Here is an 18,700-nt window from a genome sequence, read left to right as displayed (position 1 = left end):
GCCGCCGGCCGGGGGTGGCGGCGGGCGGACAGGGTTGGGGGTGAGGGGGGCGGACTCTACCGGCCGGTCGTCGGGGCGTCGCCCGTGGCCGGTGGCTTGCCGGTACCGACCGCGCCCTCGGTCGGCGGCACGGCGGAGGGATGCGTGACGGCCTCCGTCGCGGTCTTGCCCGGGTCCTTCGTGTCGGCCGCCGGCTTCGGCGCGGTCTCGGCCGGTGGCGCCGCCCCGGGGCCGGGCCGATCCTGCGCCCGGGCCGCGGCCGGAAGGGCGGCCAGCGTGGCGGCGGCGAGGACGAGGGCGGGGATCGATCGGGTCAAGCGTGGCTCCGTCGCGCGGTCGGGCGTTCAACCGGCCCAACGGCTGGCCGCAGGGGTCGTTCCGACGCGCGCCGGTCCGGGACCGGCCGGGAGGTGACGGGTGGGTCCGGCGAGGCCGTACCCGGTCCCGTCATCTCAGGTCCTGGCGCGCGGGGCGCCGGCAGTGCGCGCCGGTGCACGCGGCCGGGGGCCTCACGCCTCCGCGGCGGCCTTCCGGGTCTTGCGGCCCTTGGGAGCCTTCGTGCCGGCGCCGGCCTCCGCCGCGACGGTCTCCGCGGGCTCGCTCCGCTTGGCGGCCGGGCCGCGGCGCTTGTGGCCGAGGCCGGCGTTGCGGGCGAACTCGGCGCGCATCGCCGAGTAGTTGGACGCGGTCGTCGGGTAGTCCGGCGGCAGCCCGTAGCGCTGCCGGTACTGCTCGATCGTCATGCCGTTGCCGGTGAGATGCCGCTTGAGCGTCTTGTACGGCTTGCCGTCGATGAAGCTGATCAGGGCGTCGGGCGTGATCGACTTCTTGATCTGCGCGGGCGTCGCCTTCTTGAATTCGGGCTCCGACGTGACCGTCGCGTGCCCGAGACCGGCCAGCGCGGCGTGGACGCCGGACAGCAGCGACGGGAGGTCGGGAACCGGAACGGAGTTGTTGGCGACATAAGCCGAAACAATGTCGGCGGTCAGCTCGACGAAATCGATCGGGTCCTGATGCGGTGCAGGATTGCTATCTTCCATGGGCGCCTCTCACGTGTGAGTGATCCATGAACGTGCATTCGCTTCTCGGCAGTCAAGTCCTTATCTGCACGAAGATAACCCATTATGCCTGTTATCTACCGAATGGAGTGGCGAATACCAACATAGATCAGTGGCGCATTTCGCGCCGGATCTTTCGCCCGCCGGCACCCCGACTGCCGGATCCTCGGGCGCCTTCGGCCGCAGCCGACCAGCCGGACCGGGCGGGGCTCTTCACAAAGCGTTAACCCTGACCGTGGTCACTGACAGGGTCGCTCCGGCTTTGGGGGTAAGAAGCCGAACGACAGGCGGGCCGAGCCCTGCCCCTCCATGCTCGGCCCGCGCCCTCGCGCCGCGGCGACGCTCAGGCGTTGGCCGCGGTCCCGATCGGCGTGGCGATCGCGCCCCGCGTCCCGGGCGGGATGACGGCCTGCAGGACCCGCGCGGGCCCGGCCGCGTAGTCGGCGCGGTAGCTGCGCTCGAGGGTCATCAGGGTGCGCATCGGCGCCTCGGCCAAGTCGAGCAGGCGGGCGTCGCGCCAGCGGAGCTTGGTGAGGCCGGTGCGGCTGAACCACCGCGGCCTCTCTTCCTCGACGAGCAGGACCAGCTTGCCCGTCCACGTCTTGCGGAACCAGAACCGTCCCGTGAGCTTGGCCGCGCCGAACATGCAGCACCTCGCGTGAGAGCCCCTTCAAAGCAACGCGGGTCAAGCTCGGCGGTTTCCGCGCGCGGCCCGTCGTCCGGCACCGGACCGGCGCCGCGGCCATGCGCCGGCGGCATGGGCGCGACGGCGGACACGGCTCAGCCGCAGGTGCGGTCGCCCAGATCGCGGTCGCCCAGATCGCGGCCGGCCAGGGTGGTGCCGGCCGCGGTGCCGCCGGCGAGGGCGCGGTCGGCCAGGATCGCGAGCGGGCGGCCCGCCAGGGCGCCGACGAGCCCGGCGGCGGCCTTGATCAGGAAGTCGTCGAACCGGCCGTGGCGGGTCCCGGTGAGGGTCTGGCCGGCTTCCAGGCCGCCGGCCAGGACGACGCTGCCCGCCAGGATCCAGAGCCAGTGCCGCGGGTAGGCCACCGTCATGAGCAGCCCGGCCAGAGCGTAGGCCGCGACGCGCTCGTAGCTGGGATTGGCCGTGACCACCGGGCGGAGGCCGATCGGCACCAGCGTGATCGCGGCGATCAGCACCACCAGGATCCAGGCCGCGACCCGTATCAGGCCGTGCCACTGCGCGTTCGATCTCAGCATCGCGGAAACGTAACCTCGCGGCGACGGCGGCCGCGTACAACGATGGCGCGCCGCCCGACGTATCATAACGTCGGGCGGGGACCGGAACATCTGATCATGCGTGGTACTCTGGTCGTCGCGACCCTTCTCGCCTTCTCGGTGATGCCGGCCGCCATCGCGGCCAATCCGGTGCGGGACGTGCTCTGGGTGGCGCTGCAGGGCTGCGTGCTCGCCAAGAAGGCCGCGGGCCGGAGCTTTCCCTGCCTCGCGGTCGATCTCGGCGACGCGGCGCGCCCGGGAACGGCGGTGCTGCGGGCGCCGGGCCAGCCCACCCACACGGTGGTGATGCCCACCGACAGCGTCTCGGGCATCGAGGCGCCCGTGCTCCAGGGACCGCTGGGAGCGGCCTACTGGCGGGCGGCGCTCGCGGCCCGGCACTACGTGTCGGACGCGCTGCAGGGCCGCCTGCCGCCCTCCGCGGTAGGCCTGGAGGTGAATTCCGTGGGCGGCCGCAGCCAGGATCAGCTGCACATCCACCTCGACTGTATGCGCCGGAGCGTCACGGCGGCCCTGAAGGCCCACGGCGACGCCGTCGGCGACAGCTGGGCCCCGTTCCCGGTGCCGCTGGCGGAGGTGTCCTACCTCGCCATGCGGGTCCCGGCGGACGCGGTCGCGGCGTTCAACCCGTTCGCCGCTCTGGCCCGCGTGCCGGGCTGGCAGGGCCACCTGCACGACGCGAGCTTCGCGGCGGTGGAGGCCGATCCCGGGGATCCGCGGGGCGGGATGATCCTGCTCGCCTATCGGGAGCCTGAGGCCAGTGCCGAATACCTGATGGATCACGGCTGCCGGGTGGCCAGGCACGGCCGGGCCGGCTGACCGGCGGCCGAGCCCAGCCGTGCCGAGCCGTGGCCACTGTTGCTGCTACGTTCTATCTCTCGGGGGCACGAATCGGGCATAGAGCGAGCATGCGCATGCCGGTGCTCAGCTTGTCCGCGATGCTCCTCCTGACCACCGGACCTGCGGTTGCGGGGCCGGCCGCCGGAGCCACCGATCCGGCCGAGCTGGAGCGCGCGTGGCACCGCTGCCTGCGGGACGCCACGGGGCATCAGCCGACGGGGCAGAGCCGCGCCGGCGACGAGCGCAACGCCCTCGACGAGTGCAAGGCCCGCGAGGATGCCCTGGTGGCGGCCCTGATGTCCGGCGCGCGCCCGGCGGACGCCCGCACCGGCACGGTGTGGTCACGGACCTGGGCGGCGTTCGTGGAGCCGCTCACCGCGTGGCTCGGCGCGCTGCGGCGCTGAGCGCGTCGCGGTCTCCGCGCCGATCGTGCCGGGTAATACGGCGTCAGGCGCCGCCGATGCCGGTCGTCACCGTGCCGCTGCCCCGGCAATCGGAGCGCTGCGCGTCGGCGACCTTGCCGGTGCCGCCACAGGTCCGGCACAGGTTCTCGCCGGTGCCCGGCGTGCCGGGCGGGGCCTCGTCCCCGGGTTTGCGCGGATCCGCCTCGGCCATCGTCAGCCCTCTCCGGACGCTCGTTCCTGACCGGCAAACCGTGTCGGTCCGGCGCTGTTCCCGGTCGCGTGCGTCGTCGAGGCTCGGTGCCGTCCGCGGCGTCGCACCGCGCACGGCCCGGCGAACCGCGGCCCGCGCGGACCGTTGGCCGGCCATGAGCGATCAGACATCCAAGCCGCACCCGGATCTCGTCACCGAGGCGCGCCGGCGCGAGATGGCGACCGAGCACCTTCTGTTCGGGACGATGCGGTTCCTGGCGCGGCAGAACCCGGAGCTGCTGGACGAACTCGAGGGCAGTCTCGTCCACCTGTGGGATACGGTCGAGGGCGAGGCGCGGGACGATGAGGCCGTGCGGACCATCGCCCGGCGCATGCTCAAGGGGCTGCGGGCCGAGCGATGATCGGCCCGGCCCGGCTCACCGCTGGGCGGCGTCGGTCACCTTGATGGTCGGGATCATCGCCACGGCCTGCGCGGTCACGCGGTCGAACGTCTCCCCGGTCAGGCCCCGCTCCGTCGCGAGCTTCCGGATCCGGTCCGCGTGCTGCGAGAGGGTCAGGCCGAAATAGGTCTTCTCTGCCGCCTGTTCGACAGACTCGTTTGCCACGTGTTCACTCCTGTTCATGGTCGGTGAGGCGCGCTGATTTGGGCCAGGGCGGCCGGGGCTTCAACCCCCGGCCGCGGCCACCGCACCCCGGCCATGAATCGCGGTCATGGCCGGGACGCCGTAGGCGCGCGGTGTTGCCGACGCCCTGCAGCCGCCGGCCCGCCGCTATCAGCGGTTGCAGCCGATGCAGATGCCGCGGGTGATCGCGTCGTTGCGCTCCTCGACGGCGTCGCGGCGCTCGATGCTGCCGGTCTCGTTCGGGCCGAGGGCGCCGGGATTGGGCACCGTCTGGCCGGTCGCGGCGGTATGGGGCGCCTTGGCGGTGGTGGCGGGCCCGCCGCCGGTGCCCGTCTGGCTCACCGGGTCAGCCCAGGCGGTGACGGAGGCCAGGGTCAGGGCGGCGGCCATGGCGAGAGTCGCGGATCTGCGCATGTGAAGCTCCCAGCACTGCGTGCGTCGGTCTGTGCGAAACTGACGCACGCGCGCGCGAGAAGTTCCCGCCTTCGCGCGCGATCGGCACCCCGGCGCGAGTCGTTCGGCGGCTGAATGCGGCCGTTCACCTTCGGGCGTAACGGCTAAGCCATTTTGAGAACTGTCTTCGCTTCCGAATTGGGGAATCGTGGTGCTGTAACATTCGGAGGCGTACGTCATGAACCCGACCGTCAAGGCCGTGCTGCTGAACGAGCGGGCCTCTGTGCTCTCGGCGATCGCGGCGCGTCAGGGCACCGTCTCCGACCTCCTCGTGCAGATCAACGGCGTCGAGAACGATATCTGGCGGCTGCGCCACCGCCTCATCGATATCGAGGCGTACCTGGTCGGGCATCGCGTCGAGCTGCCGGATCTCGGCGAAGGGCAGACGGAGAGTGCGGACGGGACGGAGGTTCTCGTTCCGCGCCATGCGGCGCCGCAGGCCGCGACCCGGTCGGTCGAGGTGATCGGCCTGCCGACCTGCAAGCCCCTCGGCGATTTCGTCCGCCCGAAGACGTCCGCGCGGAAGGCCCAGGCGGCCGCCGGGCCCCGCCAGGTCGAGACCGCCTGAGGTCGTCCGGGGATCACGCCCATGCACCGCATCCGCCTGGCCCTTCGGCGGAGGGCCCCCGTGCCGCCGGCGCCGGCGCTGCCCGAGAGCCTGACCCGCTACGTGTCGCCGCCGGCTCCCGAGGCCGGCTTGATCACCGCGCCGCTCCGGGACATCGGCATGGCGCTGCTCGTCGGTGTCGTCGTCGCGCTCGTCGGCGGCCGGATTCTCGAAGCCTGGTAGCCGGTCCTGACTGTGTCCCGGCCATGGCCTATGAGGATCGGTGAGGATCCCGAGGGGGTGGACGGATGGGCAACGGCGACGGCAGCGGCGCGCCGAGCGCGAAGATCGCGGAGGTTCAGCGCCTGGCCACGGCGCTCGCGGCGCGCGTGCGCTACGCGCAGCTGGTAGGCCGGCCGGTCTACGAGCCGCAGATCTCCGCGCTGGTCGGCGCGGCCCGCCTGATGGATGAGGAGAGGGCCCCCTGGCCGCCGATGGTGGAGGAGGTGCTGACCGAGCTCGCCCGCGCGATCGAGGGGACCGAACCCGCCGCGGAAGGCGAGGCGGACGATTCTGGGGGAGACCCGGCGAAGGACGCGCCCGGACAGCCCTGAGCGCACCGCTCCCGTCGCCACACCCCCGTCGCCACCCCCGTCGCCACCCTTGTAACGGTCATCGCGCGATCGCGCCGGACCTCCGGCCGGGATCGCCCGGAGATGGGCCGCGCCTGTCGCGCGCTCTCAGCCAGATGGCGGCATCCAGCATGACGACGGGCGCCACCGCCAGGGCCGCGGCCAGGGTGCGGTTGCGCCGCGGGTTCGAGGGCGTGGCGCGGGCCGCCAGCAGGCCGGCATCGAGGAGATCCCCGCCCACCCGCAGGCCGAGATGCCGCTCCGGCTCGGCGGCAGCCAGGATCGCCGCGCCCGAGGCGATCTCGCGCAGGCCGTAGAGCTGGATCAGGCCCTCGTGGCCGTCGAGGCCAGTCGCGGCGGCGACGCGCCGGGGCGCGAAGGTCTCGGCGAGGCCGAGCCCGATCCCGAACCAAGCCAGCCCGCGGGCCATCTGCCTGTCATCCATCTGCGATCCTGCTCCGCGCGGCCACCGGTCCATGGTTGGCCAACCGGGCGGTTCCGGCCGTGTTCCGGACCGCCGCGAGGCCGGAACTTCGGGGCGAAGGGCTGATTGATCAGTGTGCCGGCACGGAGATCCGCGCCGTCGCCGCAGTGCGACGATCGCCTCCGGTCGCACGCCCTCAACCCGCTCGCGTCGTGAAGGCGATGGCCGCATGATCCTGAGCCTGCAGGCCGTGCAGGTCGCGACCGGCAGCGACGATGCCGAGAGTCAGCTCGTCTTCGCCGACGGGTTCCTGGTCGCGGTCCTGGTCCGTCTCTCGGCGCAGCACGGGGCCGATGCCGGGAAGTGGTTCCTCGAAGCCGGGTTCGGCCCGATCGATCCCCTCGCGCCGCCGCTGTTCGCGGACCTTCCGGCGGCCCGGGCCTGGATCATGCGGCAGCTGATCGCCGCGGCCTGACGGCGGCGACGGCGAAACTCGGGGCGATCCTCGGGGCGATCCTCAGGATGGCGTCCCGAGCCAGCGGAGCGAGCGTCTCAGCCGGGCCGCACCGTCCGCGGCGAACCAGAGTCCGTGCGCGAACACGACCCGTTCCGGCGCCAAGCCGACGAGATCCGCGGCCGCCCGCGCGGCGTCGCGCCGCCGGAGCCTGATCACGAGGCGCAGGTAGGGCGGCGGCTCGCCGTGCGGCGGCGTCATGCGGGCGAGGCGCAGGAGCGGACGCAGCAGCGCCGGCATCTTCGCGGGCTCCAGGTTGAGGACGAGGTCGGTCAGGATCAGCGTGCGGCTCGCGCCGTGGAAGAACGCGACTTCCCGGAAGCCGAACCCGCCCGGCACGACGACCTGGCGCAGGTCCGCCGCCCAGTCGGGCGGCGGCGCATCCTCCAGAACCCGGTCGACGCGCAGGCCGGCGCGGCGGACCTGGCGACGCTCGCGGAGGTTGGGGGCTGCCCAGGTCAGGGCCTCCGGACACTGCGCCTGCCAGTCCTTCAGGAAGGTCCAGTGGGCGATGTTGGGCGCGACCAGGTGGCGGATCGGTCCGAGCGCGGCGATCGCGCGGTGCAGGCCCGCGTCGTAGCGCGTGGGGGAGTGCAGCCAGACCGATCCGTCCCCGAGACGGACGACGGTCATCCGGACGGGCAGGGGGATGCCGAGGGCGCGGAGCGGCCCGCTGTCGACGATCCAGACGCCCTCGGCCACCGGCTTGAGCACGTCGAGGGGTGGATAGGTCGCGTCCGGCAAATCCCGCTCTCTTCCTCGGCCGCGGGACGTCACGCGCCCGCTCCCGTGCAACGGCGGGGCCGCGGCGGGTTTCCCGGATCCATCGCCGCAGGCCCGGGGCGTCTCACGCCCGCGCGCAGTCGGGCGCGACCGGCTCCATCGGCGGAACCGGGGCGGCGCGCAGCAGCGCGATCGCGAGACCGAGGATCGTCAGCACGTCGCAGGTCAGTCCGAAGACCGAGCCGACCAGGAGATTGTGCCCGGCCCAGCACAGGGAGGCGCCGAGGAAGAGCTGGCGCATCGCCTGCGGCGCCGCCTGGAGCCGCGCGCCGGTGGCGAGCAGCGAGCCCGCGGCCGCGCAGGCCGACGGCCAGCCGTTCCACGTGGCCGCCGTCAGGCACGCCGCCGCGAGGGTGCTCGCGGCGAAGACCGGCGGCACCCAGCCGCCCCGGCCGGGCGCGCCGACGCAGCGGAGGGAGACGAGGCTCTGCAGCACCGAGATGGCGCACATCGCCGTCCCGGTGAGCGCCCCGAGCGTCAGGTAATGCGCGCCGAAGCAGGCGGCACAGGCCGCCGAGGCCGCGAGGATCCAGGCGCGCCGCGGCATCACCCCCGCAGTAAAGCCCAGGATCAGGCCCAGCGACCCGAACAGATCGAGGTGCGTCGCGGCGGCGGCGGACCAGGAATACAGGAATGATGCGGCGTTCATCGTGCGCGACCGGCCGGCGCGGGGGCGCCGTTTCAGTCGATCGCGCTAGGATCGCCCGGTAATCGGATGGTTAACGCCGCCTCCGGCGACGATCGCGACCCGGCGAGCGTGTCCGCGCCGCCGCACCGCGGTCCCGCGCGGCGACCAGCCGTGCCCACATGTCGGTGGGCCCGATCATCGGTCATTCCGTGTGTCGATCTACATCATGTGAGTATTAAACCAAAACAAGATGTTTGAAATCCGGGATTAACATAGATCAGGGGCCGATCTGCGCGTATTGCGCAGGGAACAACGCCTGCGGCTTCCGGTTCTCCGGGCATTCGAGTCGGGACGACACCGCGGCCGGTCGGGCGGGGGTGCGCGCGCCGGCTACCGGTGGTGTGAACCGACGCTCCGATGCAGCTTCCCACGTATGACGATCACCATCCCGTCGCCGCGCGGTTCCGGGACTTCATCGGGCCTGGACGACGCCCGCATCTACCTGGCCCTGCTCGCCTTCCTCTGTCGGTACCGCGCGGTACCGCGCGCAGCCGGGCCTGTTCCGGAGCTTCGCGGTGCTGTTCGACCGGGGACGTCCGCCAGGTCGCCGCCGGTCGCGCGTCGTGCGCCTTCGTGATGCACCGGATGGACAGCTGAGGGCCGACCGATGACGCGTTCCGTTTCGACTGCCGCTCCGTTTCCCGCGGACGAGGAGGCGGTGCTGGCGCTGGCGCGCGCCCTGCGCGAGACCGGCTACACCTTCACCACCGTGACTCCGGCCACCCACGCCCACGTCAACGCCCGGCCGCGGCACGCCGAGGCGCGCAGCCTGCGCGACGTGTTCGGTTGGAGCCGGCCGTTCCGCGCCGACCTGGTCCCGGAGCCGATCCTGCGCCTGATGCGGGCGGCCGGCGCCGTGATCGAGGACGGCCCGCTGCTGCGGCCGACGCTGCGCGTCTCCAGCCTCGACGGCGAGCTGTTCGCCCATTCCGCGTATCCCCCGAGCGCGGCCGACGCGGTGTTCTTCGGTCCCGACACGATGCGCTTCGCCGCGGGGGTGATCGCGCATCTCGAGGCGCGGTCGCGGCCGGTGCGGCGCGCGGTCGATATCGGCTGCGGCTCGGGTGCGGCCGGGATCTGCGTCGCCAAGCGGGCACCGGGCGCCGAGGTGGTGCTCGTGGACATCAACCCGGCGGCCATGCGGGCGGCGCGCGTCAACGCCCGGCTCGCCGGGACCGACGGGGTCGATGTCCGCCGCAGCGACCTGCTGCGCGACGTCGAGGGCCCGTTCGACCTCATCGTGTCCAACCCGCCCTTCATGATCGACACGGCGGAACGGGCCTACCGGCACGGCGGCGGCCCCCTCGGGGCCGGGCTTCCGCTCGCGGTGGCCGAGCAGGCGGCCGGGCGGCTCGCGCCCGGCGGCAGCCTCGTCCTGTTCACCGGCGCGGCCATCGTCGACGGGGCGGACCCGTTCCGCGACGCCGTGGCCGACCTCTGCGGCTGGGCCGGGCTGGACTGGACCTACCGCGAGTTCGATCCGGACGCGTACGGCGAGGAACTCGCGACGCCCGCCTACGACGCGGTCGAGCGGCTCGCCCTCGTCGTCCTGACCGCCACGCGCCCGGTGACCCGGCCATGACCGACAGCATGACCGACAGCTCGACCGACAGCTCGACCGACACCTTCCTCCGGGACGCCCTCGCGGGCCTCTCCGCCGAGCCGAAGACGCTGCCGGGAAAGTATCTCTGGGACGAGACCGGCTCGGACCTGTTCGACAGGATCTGCCACAGCGCCGACTACTACCCGACCGCGCAGGAGATGACCGTCCTGCCGCAGGTCGCCGCAGACGTGGCGCGCCGGGTGACGCCGGGGGTGACCGTCGTCGAGTTCGGCAGCGGCGCGAGCCGCAAGATCCGCACGCTCCTCGACGCGCTGCCCGAACCGGCGGCCTACGTGGCGATCGACATCTCCGGGGCGTACCTGGAGGCCGCGATCCGGCGGCTCGCCGCCGATTACCCCGGCATCCCGATGATCCCGGTCTGCGCCGACTACTCGCAGCCGGTCCAGCTGCCGCGAGGTGCCGGGCCGGGGGGCATCCTGGGCTTCTATCCGGGAACGAGCATCGGCAACTTCGACCCGCGCGGGGCCCGGCAGTTCCTCGAGCGCGCGCGCGCCACGCTCGGGCCGAGCCTCTTCCTCGTCGGCGCGGACGGCACCGCCGACCCGGATCGCCTGCAGCGCGCCTACGGGCGCGCCGACGGCCTCATGGCCGCGTTCCACCGCAACATCCTGATGCGGCTGAACCGGGAACTCGGCGCCGATTTCGACAGCGACAATTTTCGGCACGCCGTGCGGATCTGCCCGGACCCGCTGCGGGTCGAGGCCCACCTCGTCGCGACCCGGCCGGCGAGCTACCGGCTGGGCGACCGGACCATCGCGTTCGCGGCGGGGGAGAGCGTCCGGACCGACACGTCGCACAAGTACCCGGCGGACGCCTTCCGGGCGCTCGCGGCCGAGAGCGGCTGGCAGCCCCGCGCCCTGTGGACGGGGGACGGCGGAGATTTCAACCTCCACCTGCTGCAGGCGGAGGCCTGACTCGGCGCGGAACTCTTCTCCCGACACGCTCGCGCGCGCCGGGCCAGTAGTTGATCCGGCGGCGGGCGCTCTAGACGGCCTCGATCGGCGCGTGCTTGCCGTCGTGGGCGGAGCCCGACTCCATGCTCCGCGTCTCGCCGGCCTGCCGCTGGTCCCGGGCCGGCGGCGGGTAATCCGTCAGCGGGCGCCAGGGGGCGGACGGAGTGCCGAGGCGCGCGCCGGACGGCCGCATCGACATCCAGATCGCGACGGCCATCCACGGGACGACGAAGAAGACGAAGGCGGCGAGCCCCACGGCGATCCTCCTTAGGTACGGTGACGCCGGGAGAACGCCGGAACAGCGGCCGCGGATCCGACGCGATCGGGCCTGGAGCCCGGCGCGGTCAGAACCTACAAGGATGGGCCGCTCGGCCGGGCCCACCGGGCCTGATCGGCGGCCCCGCCGGGCGCGGCCCGGTCCGGACGCCCGCGCGGCGCCGCGCAGCCTGCTGGAGCGAGCAATGGCAGATCTTTCTGGAAAGACGGTCCTGGTCACGGCGGCGGGTCAGGGGATCGGGCGCGCCAGCGCGCTCGCCTTCGCCCGCGCCGGGGCGCGGGTCCACGCCACCGACATCAACGCGGACGCCCTCGCCGACCTGCGCGCCGACAACCTCAGCACCGCGACCCTCGACGTGCTGGACGCGGAGGCGGTCGGGGCCCTGGTCGCGCGCATCGGCGCGGTCGACATCCTGTTCAACTGCGCCGGCACCGTCCACGCCGGCACCATCCTGGAGATGCGCGACGACGAGCTCGACTTCGCCCTCGACCTCAACGTCAAGGCGATGATCCGCACGATCCGGGCGGTCCTGCCCGGCATGCTGGAGCGCCGCGACGGCGCCATCGTCAACATGGCCTCGGTGGCCTCCTCGGTGAAGGGCGTGCCCAACCGCTTCGCCTACGGGGTGACGAAGGCGGCGGTGATCGGCCTGACCAAGGCGGTGGCCGCCGACTATGTCGGCCACAACATCCGCTGCAACGCCATCTGCCCCGGCACGGTGGAGAGCCCGTCGCTGCAGGAGCGCATCCGCCAGCAGGGCGACTACGAGCAGACCCGCGCGGCCTTCATCGCGCGCCAGCCGATCGGCCGGCTCGGCACGCCCGAGGAGATCGCCGACCTCGCCGTCTACCTCGCGGGCGCGACCTACACGACCGGCCAAGCCGTCGTGATCGACGGCGGCTGGACGATCTGATCCGGCGGGGCGGGCCTCAGAACCGGGCGACCAGCGCCACGCCGCCTATCATCAGGGCGCCGCCGAGGATGCGCCACAGGCCGGCCTCGTGGACCTTGAAGCCCACGAGGCCGAAATGGTCGAGCAGGATCGACGTGACGACGCCCGCCGTCACGATCAGTCCGAGAAAGGTGGCGGCCCCGATCCGCGCGGAGACGGAGAGCTGCGCCATCGTCAGGCCCGCGCTCATCACGCCGCCGAGCCACGCCCACCAGGGCACCTGCGCGAGGCGTTCCAGCGACGGCCACCCGTACTGCCCCGTCACCAGCATGGCGACGCAGATCGCCGCGACGCTGACGACGAGGCTCACCACGCCGGCGAGCAGCGGCCGCGCGAGGGACTTGGCGAGGCCCGCGTTCTGGCCCGGTTCGATCGCGGTGGCGATGCCCGCGAGCAGCGCGAAGCCGTACAGGAAGAGCATGCTGGGATCCTGAGGGTGCGAGGCGTTCGGATCGACGGGTCCGTCAGAACGCCGCCACGAGGGCGACGCCCGCGACCATCAGCGCGCCGCCGAGGATGCGCCAGCGCCCGGCGCGGTGGCGCGCGAAGCCCACGAGGCCGTGATGGTCGAGGAGGATCGAGCCGACCACGCCCGCGGTGATCACGCAGCCCAGGAACGGCGCCGCGCCGACTTTCTCGGAGATGTAGAGCTGCGCCAGGACGACTGCCGCCCCGAGCACGCCGCCCGGCCAAGCCCACCAGGGCACGGGCGTGGCCGCTTCGGCCTGGGAGCGGCCGCGCAGCCGGGCGACGGCCATCGCGGCGAGGAAGCAGACGATCGCGAGGCCGAAGCAGAACAGGCCGGCCAGCATCGGCTGCCCCGTGACCTTCGCCAGCGTGGCGTTCTGGCCCGGCTCGATGGCGTTCGCGACGCCGGCCACGAGGGCGATGCCGTAGAGATACCACTTGGACAAGGCGGCGCCTTCCCGACGAGGAGCGGATCGCACCCGGACGGGGCGGTCTGCTGCCAAACCCGCCGCCGCGCCGGGTGACTGCATCACAGGCCCGGTCGGCGCCGGGACACATCGCCCCAGGGCGGGGCGGGGCAGGGTGAGGCCGGGCGGGCCGGGCGCGGCGCGGGAACGTTTCCGGCCCCTCGCGTGCTGTGCCTGTCGCAGCCCGAGTGGACGATGGACGCCCGCAGCCCGACGATCACGCCGACGACGCAGGACCGTCAGGCCGAGCTGACCCTGCGGGGGATCGCGCTCGGCGCGGCCATCACGGTCGTGTTCATGGCCGCCAACCTCTACATGGGCCTGAAGACCGGGATGACGTTCTCGTCCTCGATCCCGGCCGCGATGATCTCGATGGGCGCGTTCCGGCTGATGGGCGGCGCCGGCATCCTCGAGAACAACATCGTGCAGACGCAGGCCTCGGCGGCCGGCACCCTGTGCAACGTCATCCTGGCGCTTCCCGGGCTCGTCCTCGTCGGCCACTGGCACGGCTTCCCGTTCTGGCAGACCACGGCGGTCTGCCTGCTGGGCGGCCTGCTCGGCGTCGCCTTCTCGATCCCGCTCCGCCGCGCGCTCGTGTCGGGCAGCGATCTCCCCTATCCCGAGGGCATCGCCGCCGCGGAGGTGCTCAGGACCGGCCACGAGGAGCAGGGCGGCCACGGCCTGCGGGACCTGCTCGGGGCCGCCGCAGCCGCCGGGACGATCGGGCTCGCCACCACGGGGCTGAAGGTCCTGGGCGAGGGGCTCAACGGCGCGGTCAGCCTCGGCGGCGCGGTGTTCCGCACCGGGACCGGCTTCTCGCTGGCGCTGGTCGGCGTCGGCTACCTCGTGGGCATCGGCGCCTGCCTCGCGCTGCTGACCGGCGTCCTGATCGCCTGGGGGATCGCGGTCCCGATTCTCACCGCCCTGTCGCCCGATCCCGCCAAGTCGGCGGGCGCGGCCGCCGAGGCGGTCTGGTCGGGCCAAGTGCGCCTCATGGGCGCCGGGATCATCGCGGTGGGCGGGCTCTGGACCGTGGGCTCGCTGGCGCGCCCGATCCTCGGGAGCATCCGCGCCGCCCTGTCGGGCAGCGGCGGTCTCGGCAAGGATCACCCGCGCGAGGACCGCGACCTGCCGATCACCTGGGTGGCCGCCGCGACCCTGGGCCTGTGCGTGCCGCTCGCGCTGCTGTTCTGGGCCTTCGCCGGGGCCGCCGAACTCGGCGGCCTTACGATCGTGCTGGCGGTGGCCGCCACCCTGTTCACCGTCCTGTTCGGCTTCCTGATGGCGGCGGCCTGCGGCTACCTCGCGGGCCTGCTGGGCTCCTCGTCGAGCCCGATCTCGGGGATCGGCATCCTGACCACGATGGCGACCGCGCTGCTCCTGCCCCTGGTCCTGGGGCATTCTGCCGGGCCCGAGGGAGACCGGTTCGTCACCGGCATGGCGCTGCTGCTGACGTCGGTCATCATCACCACCTCGTCGATCGCCAACGACAACCTGCAGGACCTGAAGACCGGGCAGGTGCTGGGCGCCACGCCCTGGCACCAGCAGGTCGCGCTCATCCTCGGCGTCGGGGTCGGCGCCGTGGTGATCGCCCCGCTCCTGTCGCTGCTCTACGAGGCCTACGGCTTCGTCGGTGCCCCCGCGCGGGACGGGCAGGACGCGGGGAGCGCCATGCCGGCGCCCCAGGCGGCCCTGATGACCCAGATCGCCAACGGCATCACGCACGGCGAGTTGCCCTGGACCATGGTGCTGATCGGCGCCGGGCTCGGGGTGGTCCTGGTGGCGGCCGAGACGTGGCTGAAGCGGCGCGACCTCACCTTCCCGGCCCTGACGGTCGGCATCGGCATGTACCTGCCGCTCTCGGTGGAGATGACGATCGCCATCGGCGGCATCCTCGGCTGGGTCGCCGAGCGCCGGCTGCGCGCCCGGGTCGGCGCGAAGGGCGACGCGAAGGCCGACAAGGCGGTCGGCACCGCCCGCCGCCGGGGTGTCCTCCTCGCGTCCGGGTTCCTCGTCGGCGAGAGCTTCGTGGGCGTGCTGCTCGCCGGCACCGACCTCCTGGCGGGCCACAGCTCGGCGATCGCCGTGGCCGGCAAGGATTTCGCGCCCTACGCCACCGGGCTCGGCCTCGCGGTCTTCCTGGCGGGGCTCGCCGTCTACCTGCGGATGGTCTCGCGACCGGAAGCGGTCCCGCGGGAGGCGTGACGGATCCGCCGGCGCCCCGGGCGGGTTCCCCACAGGACGCCGTCGCCCGCGCGGCCGCGGCCTCCGCCACGCCGGAGTTGCGCATGAGAGTGGCTGACAGAGCGGCTGATAGGGCGGTTGAGAGAGCGGCCGACACCCGGGAGCGCGTCTTCCCCGTGAGCGCCGGCATCCTGTTCGGGCTCGGCCTCGGCGGCTTCTTCGACGGGATCGTGCTGCACCAGATCCTGCAATGGCACCACATGCTGAGCAGCTGGTACCCGATCGACACGATCCCGAACCTCGAGCTGAACACCCGCTGGGACGGCCTCTTCCACAGCGCGACCTACGTCTTCGTGGTCCTCGGGCTGTTCCTCCTCTGGCGCGCCGCGCACCGCACGCACCTCTTCTGGTCCAGCAAGCTGCTCGCCGGGTCGCTCCTGATCGGCTGGGGCCTGTTCAACCTCGTCGAGGGCCTGATCGACCACGAGATCCTCGGCGTGCACCACGTCAACGAGCGGGCACCGCCGGAGCAGTGGCTCTACTGGGACATCGGCTTCCTGCTCTGGGGCGGCGCCATGCTGGCCGCGGGCCTGGGCCTCGTGGTGGTCGGCAAGGGCGAGGAGGCGTCGCTGGCGCGGAATCCCGCGTGAGGGCCGCCGGTCCCGGCCTGAGCCCGGTCCTGCCCTGGCTCGCCCTGGCGGCCGGCCTGAGCCTCGCCACCCTGCCGGCCTGGCGGCCCCTGGTCTTCGGGACCGCGCTCACCGTCGAGGATCTTCTCACGCTCCGCTGCCTGACGCGCTGAATCCCGCGTCCCGGCCCGTTCCGTAGGCCCCTTCTCAGGCCACTTTTCACGCCCCTTCGGCCGCCTCGCCGAGCAGCGTCCGGACGAACCGGCGGGTGCGCGGGTCGGCCGGCCGGGCGAAGACGTCGGCGGCCGCGCCCTGCTCGACGATATGCCCCCCTTCCAGGAACACCACCGTGTCGGCGACGCGCCGCGCGAGGCGCAGGTCGTGGGTCGCCATCAGCATGGTCGTGCCCGCGTTCGCGAGGCCGGCGAGCACGTCCACCACCTCGGCGGCGAGTTCCGGGTCGAGGGCCGAGGTCGGCTCGTCGCAGAGCAGCAGGCGCGGGGAGGGGGCCAGCGCCCGGGCGATCGCCACCCGCTGCTGCTGGCCGCCCGACAGGCTGGCGGGCCAGTCCGCGGCCTTGTGGGCGAGGCCGACGCGCTCCAGCAGCTCCAGGGCGCGCGCCCGCGCCCGGTCCTGCGGCCACTTGCCGACGGTGACGAGCCCCTCGGTGACGTTCTCCATCACGGTCCGGTGGGGGAAGAGCTGGAAGTTCTGAAACACCATGCCGGTCTGCCGGCGCACGGCGAGCACGTCGCGCCGCGCCGGCGGGCTACCGGGCCGGAAGGTGAGGCGTATGTCGCCGAGGGTCAGCGTCCCGGCCTGCGGGACCTCCAGCAGGTTCGCGCAGCGCAGGAGCGTCGACTTGCCCGAGCCCGAGGGGCCGATCAGCGCCGTGACCCGCCCCTCCGGCACCGCGAGGTCGACGCCCCGCAGGACCGGGTTGTCGCCGAAGCGCTTCTCGATGGCCGACAGGGCGATCACGCGCGGGCCTCCAGGTAGCCGCCGTAGCGCCCGAGGCGCCGCTCCAGCAGCGTCTGGAGCCAGGACAGGAGCGTCGACAGGACGAGGTAGATCAGCGCCACCTCGATGTAGAGGATCAGCGGCTCGTAGGTGACGGCGACGATGCGCTGGGCCGCCTGGAACAGCTCCGGCACCGTGATGGCGGCCGCGAGCGAGGTGTCCTTCACCAGCGCGATGAAGGAGTTGGCGAGCGACGGCACCGCCACCCGCGCCGCCTGGGGCAGGATCGTGCGGCGCAGGGCCTGGACCGGCGTCATGCCGGTGGCGTAGGCCGCCTCCCACTGGCCCTTCGGTATGGAGGCGATGGCGGCGCGGACGATCTCCGACGTGTAGGCGCCGACGTTGAGGGTGAACCCGATCACGGCGGCCGGGAAGGCGTCGATCAGGATGCCGGCGCTCGGCAGGCCGTAGAAGATCACGAACAGCTGCACGAGGAGCGGCGTGCCCCGGAAGATCCACACGTAGAACCACGCCAGGGCCGCCAGGGGCCGGGGCGCGAACAGGCGCACGAGGGCGGTCCCGAGCCCCAGCGCGAGGCCCAGCACGAAGGTGATGAGCGTCAGCGGCACGGTGAAGCGCAGTCCGGCCGCGAGCAGCGGCCCCAGCGACTGGAGCATGAGGTCGAGCCAGTGCGGCACGGGGCGGCGTCTCCTACCGGGCGATCGAAGCGTGGGGCTGTACGGGGCGGCGCCCGGGCGGGATCCGTCCGGGCGGGCCCTCTGCGGACGGTCTACTTGGAGACGTCGGCCCCGAAGTACTTCTGGGCGATCGCCGCGTAGCTGCCGTCGGCCTTGATCGCCTCCAGCGCCTTGTCGATCGCCGCCTTCAGCGCCGGGTTGTTCTTGCGCATGATGATCCCGGAGGCGTCCGCGTCGGCCTGCTCGGCGGCGATCTTCACGGGGGCGTTCGGCTTCTGCTTGTGGAAGTCCAGGAACGACAGGCTGTCGTTGACGGTGGCGTCGGCGCGGCCGGTGAGGACGAGCTGGATCGACTGGTCGAAGCCGTCCGTCCCGACGAGCTCGGCGCCGGACTGCTCGGCGAGGCGCGCGAAGTTGCTGGAGAGGCTCTGGGCGGCCTTCTTGCCCTTGAGATCCGCGAAGGACTTGATGTCGGACCGGTCCGCCCGGGTGATCAGCACGGCCCGCGCGCGGATGTAGGGCTCGGAGAAGTCGAACTTCGCCTGCCGCTCCTTGGTGATGCCGACCTGGTTGATCACCACGTCGTAGCGCTTGCCGTCGAGCCCGGCGATCAGCCCGTCCCACTTGCCCTCGAGGAATTGCGGCGCGACGCCCAGCTGCTCGGCGACCTTGCGGCCGATCTCGACGTCGAAGCCGACGAGCTGCCCGGACGCGTCGTGGAACGTGAAGGGCGCGTAGGTGCCCTCGGTGCCGATGCGCAGGGTCTTGGCGGCGCGAATCGCGTCGAGATCGTCGGCCCGCGCGGGCGCGCCGGCGATTGCGCCGAGGAGCGTCGCCGCGACGAGAGCCGCGACGCGGCTCGCAGAGAAGAATCGCATTACAGTAGCTCCGAAAAGAAAACGCCGTTCTCGTGCGGCCGCCGCGCCCGATCTCGGCTGTCGATGGACAAAGCAAAGAAGATCTCGGCCGTACAGGAAAGTTGGCGGGCTTGTCGACAGCGCGTTGCGTGCCCCGAACGCGCCAGGATCGAGGCCGCGTGCTAAGAGGCGGCCGGA

At 72.8% G+C, this 18,700-nt stretch carries 29 protein-coding genes; 13 read left to right on the top strand and 16 right to left on the bottom strand.

Annotated features, from left to right (window positions below; genetic code table 11):
• Positions 1-56 precede the first annotated feature (56 nt).
• The 4 genes from ABIC30_RS01325 to ABIC30_RS01310 form a co-directional block, all read right to left on the bottom strand.
• Positions 57-317, bottom strand: a complete 261-nt coding sequence (locus tag ABIC30_RS01325) for a hypothetical protein (protein ID WP_020090990.1) — start codon at positions 315-317, stop codon at positions 57-59.
• A 192-nt stretch (positions 318-509) separates the two neighbouring features.
• Complete coding sequence (locus ABIC30_RS01320) at positions 510-1,040, bottom strand: Ros/MucR family transcriptional regulator (RefSeq protein ID WP_020090989.1); 531 nt, start codon at positions 1,038-1,040, stop codon at positions 510-512.
• Positions 1,041-1,401: 361 nt separating this feature from the next.
• Positions 1,402-1,704: a hypothetical protein gene (locus ABIC30_RS01315; protein WP_020090988.1), complete on the bottom strand. Its 303-nt coding sequence runs from the start codon at positions 1,702-1,704 to the stop codon at positions 1,402-1,404.
• Positions 1,705-1,838: 134 nt separating this feature from the next.
• Complete coding sequence (locus tag ABIC30_RS01310; RefSeq protein WP_042671965.1) at positions 1,839-2,279, bottom strand: hypothetical protein; 441 nt, start codon at positions 2,277-2,279, stop codon at positions 1,839-1,841.
• Between the two features lie 96 nt (positions 2,280-2,375).
• Between ABIC30_RS01310 and ABIC30_RS01305 the strand changes: the two genes are divergently transcribed.
• Together ABIC30_RS01305 and ABIC30_RS01300 are read left to right on the top strand one after the other, a co-directional pair.
• On the top strand, positions 2,376-3,134 hold the full coding sequence (locus ABIC30_RS01305; protein WP_020090986.1) for a CDP-diacylglycerol diphosphatase: 759 nt from the start codon (positions 2,376-2,378) through the stop codon (positions 3,132-3,134).
• Positions 3,135-3,229: 95 nt separating this feature from the next.
• Entirely contained in the window at positions 3,230-3,559 is a 330-nt protein-coding gene (locus tag ABIC30_RS01300; protein ID WP_244491794.1) for a hypothetical protein, read from the top strand.
• Positions 3,560-3,602: 43 nt separating this feature from the next.
• On the opposite strand, the gene ABIC30_RS01295 is transcribed toward ABIC30_RS01300, so the two are convergent.
• Positions 3,603-3,770 (bottom strand): hypothetical protein, encoded by a 168-nt coding sequence (locus ABIC30_RS01295; protein WP_354453695.1) that lies wholly within the window; start codon positions 3,768-3,770, stop codon positions 3,603-3,605.
• Positions 3,771-3,924: 154 nt separating this feature from the next.
• Here ABIC30_RS01295 and ABIC30_RS01290 point away from each other — a divergent pair, with 154 nt between their 5' ends.
• Entirely contained in the window at positions 3,925-4,170 is a 246-nt protein-coding gene (locus tag ABIC30_RS01290) for a hypothetical protein (protein ID WP_181049133.1), read from the top strand.
• A 15-nt stretch (positions 4,171-4,185) separates the two neighbouring features.
• On the opposite strand, the gene ABIC30_RS01285 is transcribed toward ABIC30_RS01290, so the two are convergent.
• The gene (locus ABIC30_RS01285; RefSeq protein WP_020090982.1) at positions 4,186-4,374 is read right to left on the bottom strand and encodes a hypothetical protein; all 189 of its coding nucleotides are present in this window, start codon (positions 4,372-4,374) and stop codon (positions 4,186-4,188) included.
• Between the two features lie 168 nt (positions 4,375-4,542).
• The gene (locus ABIC30_RS01280) at positions 4,543-4,806 is read right to left on the bottom strand and encodes a hypothetical protein (protein WP_026604594.1); all 264 of its coding nucleotides are present in this window, start codon (positions 4,804-4,806) and stop codon (positions 4,543-4,545) included.
• 217 nt (positions 4,807-5,023) lie between these two features.
• On the opposite strand from ABIC30_RS01280, the gene ABIC30_RS01275 reads away from it, so the two are divergent.
• The 3 genes from ABIC30_RS01275 (at position 5,024) to ABIC30_RS01265 (ending at position 6,006) form a co-directional block, all read left to right on the top strand.
• Positions 5,024-5,413 carry a hypothetical protein gene (locus ABIC30_RS01275; RefSeq protein ID WP_020090980.1) on the top strand — a complete coding sequence of 130 codons (390 nt, stop codon included), beginning with the start codon at positions 5,024-5,026 and terminating at the stop codon, positions 5,411-5,413.
• A 21-nt stretch (positions 5,414-5,434) separates the two neighbouring features.
• Positions 5,435-5,635 carry a hypothetical protein gene (locus tag ABIC30_RS01270; protein WP_020090979.1) on the top strand — a complete coding sequence of 67 codons (201 nt, stop codon included), beginning with the start codon at positions 5,435-5,437 and terminating at the stop codon, positions 5,633-5,635.
• 65 nt (positions 5,636-5,700) lie between these two features.
• Positions 5,701-6,006, top strand: a complete 306-nt coding sequence (locus ABIC30_RS01265; RefSeq protein WP_020090978.1) for a hypothetical protein — start codon at positions 5,701-5,703, stop codon at positions 6,004-6,006.
• Positions 6,007-6,064: 58 nt separating this feature from the next.
• Here the strand turns inward: ABIC30_RS01265 and ABIC30_RS01260 are convergent, their stop codons facing one another.
• Positions 6,065-6,469 (bottom strand): hypothetical protein, encoded by a 405-nt coding sequence (locus ABIC30_RS01260; RefSeq protein ID WP_020090977.1) that lies wholly within the window; start codon positions 6,467-6,469, stop codon positions 6,065-6,067.
• A 208-nt stretch (positions 6,470-6,677) separates the two neighbouring features.
• On the opposite strand from ABIC30_RS01260, the gene ABIC30_RS01255 reads away from it, so the two are divergent.
• Positions 6,678-6,923: a hypothetical protein gene (locus ABIC30_RS01255; protein ID WP_020090976.1), complete on the top strand. Its 246-nt coding sequence runs from the start codon at positions 6,678-6,680 to the stop codon at positions 6,921-6,923.
• A gap of 42 nt (positions 6,924-6,965) precedes the next feature.
• On the opposite strand, the gene ABIC30_RS01250 is transcribed toward ABIC30_RS01255, so the two are convergent.
• Positions 6,966-7,706, bottom strand: coding sequence for a DUF4336 domain-containing protein (locus ABIC30_RS01250; RefSeq protein WP_020090975.1), 741 nt, complete (start codon positions 7,704-7,706; stop codon positions 6,966-6,968).
• Between the two features lie 103 nt (positions 7,707-7,809).
• Positions 7,810-8,394, bottom strand: a complete 585-nt coding sequence (locus tag ABIC30_RS01245; protein WP_020090974.1) for a YgjV family protein — start codon at positions 8,392-8,394, stop codon at positions 7,810-7,812.
• A gap of 646 nt (positions 8,395-9,040) precedes the next feature.
• Between ABIC30_RS01245 and ABIC30_RS01240 the strand changes: the two genes are divergently transcribed.
• Positions 9,041-10,015, top strand: a complete 975-nt coding sequence (locus ABIC30_RS01240) for a methyltransferase (RefSeq protein ID WP_026604593.1) — start codon at positions 9,041-9,043, stop codon at positions 10,013-10,015.
• Entirely contained in the window at positions 10,012-10,971 is a 960-nt protein-coding gene (gene egtD, locus ABIC30_RS01235; RefSeq protein ID WP_020090972.1) for an L-histidine N(alpha)-methyltransferase, read from the top strand. The genes ABIC30_RS01240 and egtD overlap by 4 nt, the downstream gene beginning before the upstream one ends.
• A 70-nt stretch (positions 10,972-11,041) precedes the next feature.
• On the opposite strand, the gene ABIC30_RS01230 is transcribed toward egtD, so the two are convergent.
• Entirely contained in the window at positions 11,042-11,266 is a 225-nt protein-coding gene (locus tag ABIC30_RS01230) for a hypothetical protein (protein ID WP_020090971.1), read from the bottom strand.
• Positions 11,267-11,471: 205 nt separating this feature from the next.
• Here ABIC30_RS01230 and ABIC30_RS01225 point away from each other — a divergent pair, with 205 nt between their 5' ends.
• On the top strand, positions 11,472-12,200 hold the full coding sequence (locus tag ABIC30_RS01225) for an SDR family oxidoreductase (RefSeq protein ID WP_354453689.1): 729 nt from the start codon (positions 11,472-11,474) through the stop codon (positions 12,198-12,200).
• Between the two features lie 16 nt (positions 12,201-12,216).
• Here ABIC30_RS01225 and ABIC30_RS01220 read toward each other — a convergent pair whose 3' ends face one another.
• A complete protein-coding gene (locus ABIC30_RS01220) occupies positions 12,217-12,660 on the bottom strand; it encodes a DMT family transporter (RefSeq protein WP_100251594.1) in 444 nt (147 codons plus the stop codon).
• Between the two features lie 43 nt (positions 12,661-12,703).
• Positions 12,704-13,153: a DMT family transporter gene (locus ABIC30_RS01215; RefSeq protein WP_100251595.1), complete on the bottom strand. Its 450-nt coding sequence runs from the start codon at positions 13,151-13,153 to the stop codon at positions 12,704-12,706.
• A gap of 216 nt (positions 13,154-13,369) precedes the next feature.
• Here ABIC30_RS01215 and ABIC30_RS01210 point away from each other — a divergent pair, with 216 nt between their 5' ends.
• The 3 genes from ABIC30_RS01210 (at position 13,370) to ABIC30_RS01200 (ending at position 16,160) form a co-directional block, all read left to right on the top strand.
• Positions 13,370-15,379 carry an OPT family oligopeptide transporter gene (locus ABIC30_RS01210; RefSeq protein WP_354453686.1) on the top strand — a complete coding sequence of 670 codons (2,010 nt, stop codon included), beginning with the start codon at positions 13,370-13,372 and terminating at the stop codon, positions 15,377-15,379.
• A gap of 155 nt (positions 15,380-15,534) precedes the next feature.
• On the top strand, positions 15,535-16,008 hold the full coding sequence (locus ABIC30_RS01205) for a DUF2243 domain-containing protein (RefSeq protein ID WP_354453684.1): 474 nt from the start codon (positions 15,535-15,537) through the stop codon (positions 16,006-16,008).
• Positions 16,005-16,160, top strand: a complete 156-nt coding sequence (locus ABIC30_RS01200) for a hypothetical protein (protein WP_170862939.1) — start codon at positions 16,005-16,007, stop codon at positions 16,158-16,160. The genes ABIC30_RS01205 and ABIC30_RS01200 overlap by 4 nt, the downstream gene beginning before the upstream one ends.
• Before the next feature lie 46 nt (positions 16,161-16,206).
• Here the strand turns inward: ABIC30_RS01200 and ABIC30_RS01195 are convergent, their stop codons facing one another.
• The 3 genes from ABIC30_RS01195 to ABIC30_RS01185 form a co-directional block, all read right to left on the bottom strand.
• Complete coding sequence (locus ABIC30_RS01195; RefSeq protein WP_091926431.1) at positions 16,207-16,968, bottom strand: amino acid ABC transporter ATP-binding protein; 762 nt, start codon at positions 16,966-16,968, stop codon at positions 16,207-16,209.
• A complete protein-coding gene (locus tag ABIC30_RS01190; protein ID WP_091926432.1) occupies positions 16,965-17,645 on the bottom strand; it encodes an amino acid ABC transporter permease in 681 nt (226 codons plus the stop codon). The genes ABIC30_RS01195 and ABIC30_RS01190 overlap by 4 nt, the downstream gene beginning before the upstream one ends.
• Positions 17,646-17,737: 92 nt before the next feature.
• Positions 17,738-18,523: an amino acid ABC transporter substrate-binding protein gene (locus tag ABIC30_RS01185; RefSeq protein WP_103984621.1), complete on the bottom strand. Its 786-nt coding sequence runs from the start codon at positions 18,521-18,523 to the stop codon at positions 17,738-17,740.
• Positions 18,524-18,700: the final 177 nt, after the last annotated feature.

Source organism: Methylobacterium sp. 1030 (genome assembly GCF_040544715.1).
Taxonomy (GTDB): domain Bacteria; phylum Pseudomonadota; class Alphaproteobacteria; order Rhizobiales; family Beijerinckiaceae; genus Methylobacterium.
The sequence above is the reverse complement of the archived record's forward strand: the minus strand, read 5'-3'. Positions and strand labels throughout refer to the sequence as shown.

Coding starts and splice junctions, on each gene's coding strand:
- ABIC30_RS01225 (WP_354453689.1), top strand. CDS start 11,472: ATGGCAGATCTTTCTGGAAAGACGGTCCTGGTCACGGCGGCGGGTCAG.
- ABIC30_RS01320 (WP_020090989.1), bottom strand. CDS start 1,040: ATGGAAGATAGCAATCCTGCACCGCATCAGGACCCGATCGATTTCGTC.
- ABIC30_RS01310 (WP_042671965.1), bottom strand. CDS start 2,279: ATGCTGAGATCGAACGCGCAGTGGCACGGCCTGATACGGGTCGCGGCC.
- ABIC30_RS01245 (WP_020090974.1), bottom strand. CDS start 8,394: ATGAACGCCGCATCATTCCTGTATTCCTGGTCCGCCGCCGCCGCGACG.
- ABIC30_RS01255 (WP_020090976.1), top strand. CDS start 6,678: ATGATCCTGAGCCTGCAGGCCGTGCAGGTCGCGACCGGCAGCGACGAT.
- ABIC30_RS01315 (WP_020090988.1), bottom strand. CDS start 1,704: ATGTTCGGCGCGGCCAAGCTCACGGGACGGTTCTGGTTCCGCAAGACG.
- ABIC30_RS01275 (WP_020090980.1), top strand. CDS start 5,024: ATGAACCCGACCGTCAAGGCCGTGCTGCTGAACGAGCGGGCCTCTGTG.
- ABIC30_RS01305 (WP_020090986.1), top strand. CDS start 2,376: ATGCGTGGTACTCTGGTCGTCGCGACCCTTCTCGCCTTCTCGGTGATG.
- ABIC30_RS01210 (WP_354453686.1), top strand. CDS start 13,370: ATGGACGCCCGCAGCCCGACGATCACGCCGACGACGCAGGACCGTCAG.
- ABIC30_RS01220 (WP_100251594.1), bottom strand. CDS start 12,660: ATGCTCTTCCTGTACGGCTTCGCGCTGCTCGCGGGCATCGCCACCGCG.
- ABIC30_RS01270 (WP_020090979.1), top strand. CDS start 5,435: ATGCACCGCATCCGCCTGGCCCTTCGGCGGAGGGCCCCCGTGCCGCCG.
- ABIC30_RS01295 (WP_354453695.1), bottom strand. CDS start 3,770: ATGGCCGAGGCGGATCCGCGCAAACCCGGGGACGAGGCCCCGCCCGGC.
- ABIC30_RS01290 (WP_181049133.1), top strand. CDS start 3,925: ATGAGCGATCAGACATCCAAGCCGCACCCGGATCTCGTCACCGAGGCG.
- ABIC30_RS01265 (WP_020090978.1), top strand. CDS start 5,701: ATGGGCAACGGCGACGGCAGCGGCGCGCCGAGCGCGAAGATCGCGGAG.
- ABIC30_RS01260 (WP_020090977.1), bottom strand. CDS start 6,469: ATGGATGACAGGCAGATGGCCCGCGGGCTGGCTTGGTTCGGGATCGGG.
- ABIC30_RS01280 (WP_026604594.1), bottom strand. CDS start 4,806: ATGCGCAGATCCGCGACTCTCGCCATGGCCGCCGCCCTGACCCTGGCC.
- ABIC30_RS01300 (WP_244491794.1), top strand. CDS start 3,230: ATGCCGGTGCTCAGCTTGTCCGCGATGCTCCTCCTGACCACCGGACCT.
- ABIC30_RS01185 (WP_103984621.1), bottom strand. CDS start 18,523: ATGCGATTCTTCTCTGCGAGCCGCGTCGCGGCTCTCGTCGCGGCGACG.
- ABIC30_RS01240 (WP_026604593.1), top strand. CDS start 9,041: ATGACGCGTTCCGTTTCGACTGCCGCTCCGTTTCCCGCGGACGAGGAG.
- egtD (WP_020090972.1), top strand. CDS start 10,012: ATGACCGACAGCATGACCGACAGCTCGACCGACAGCTCGACCGACACC.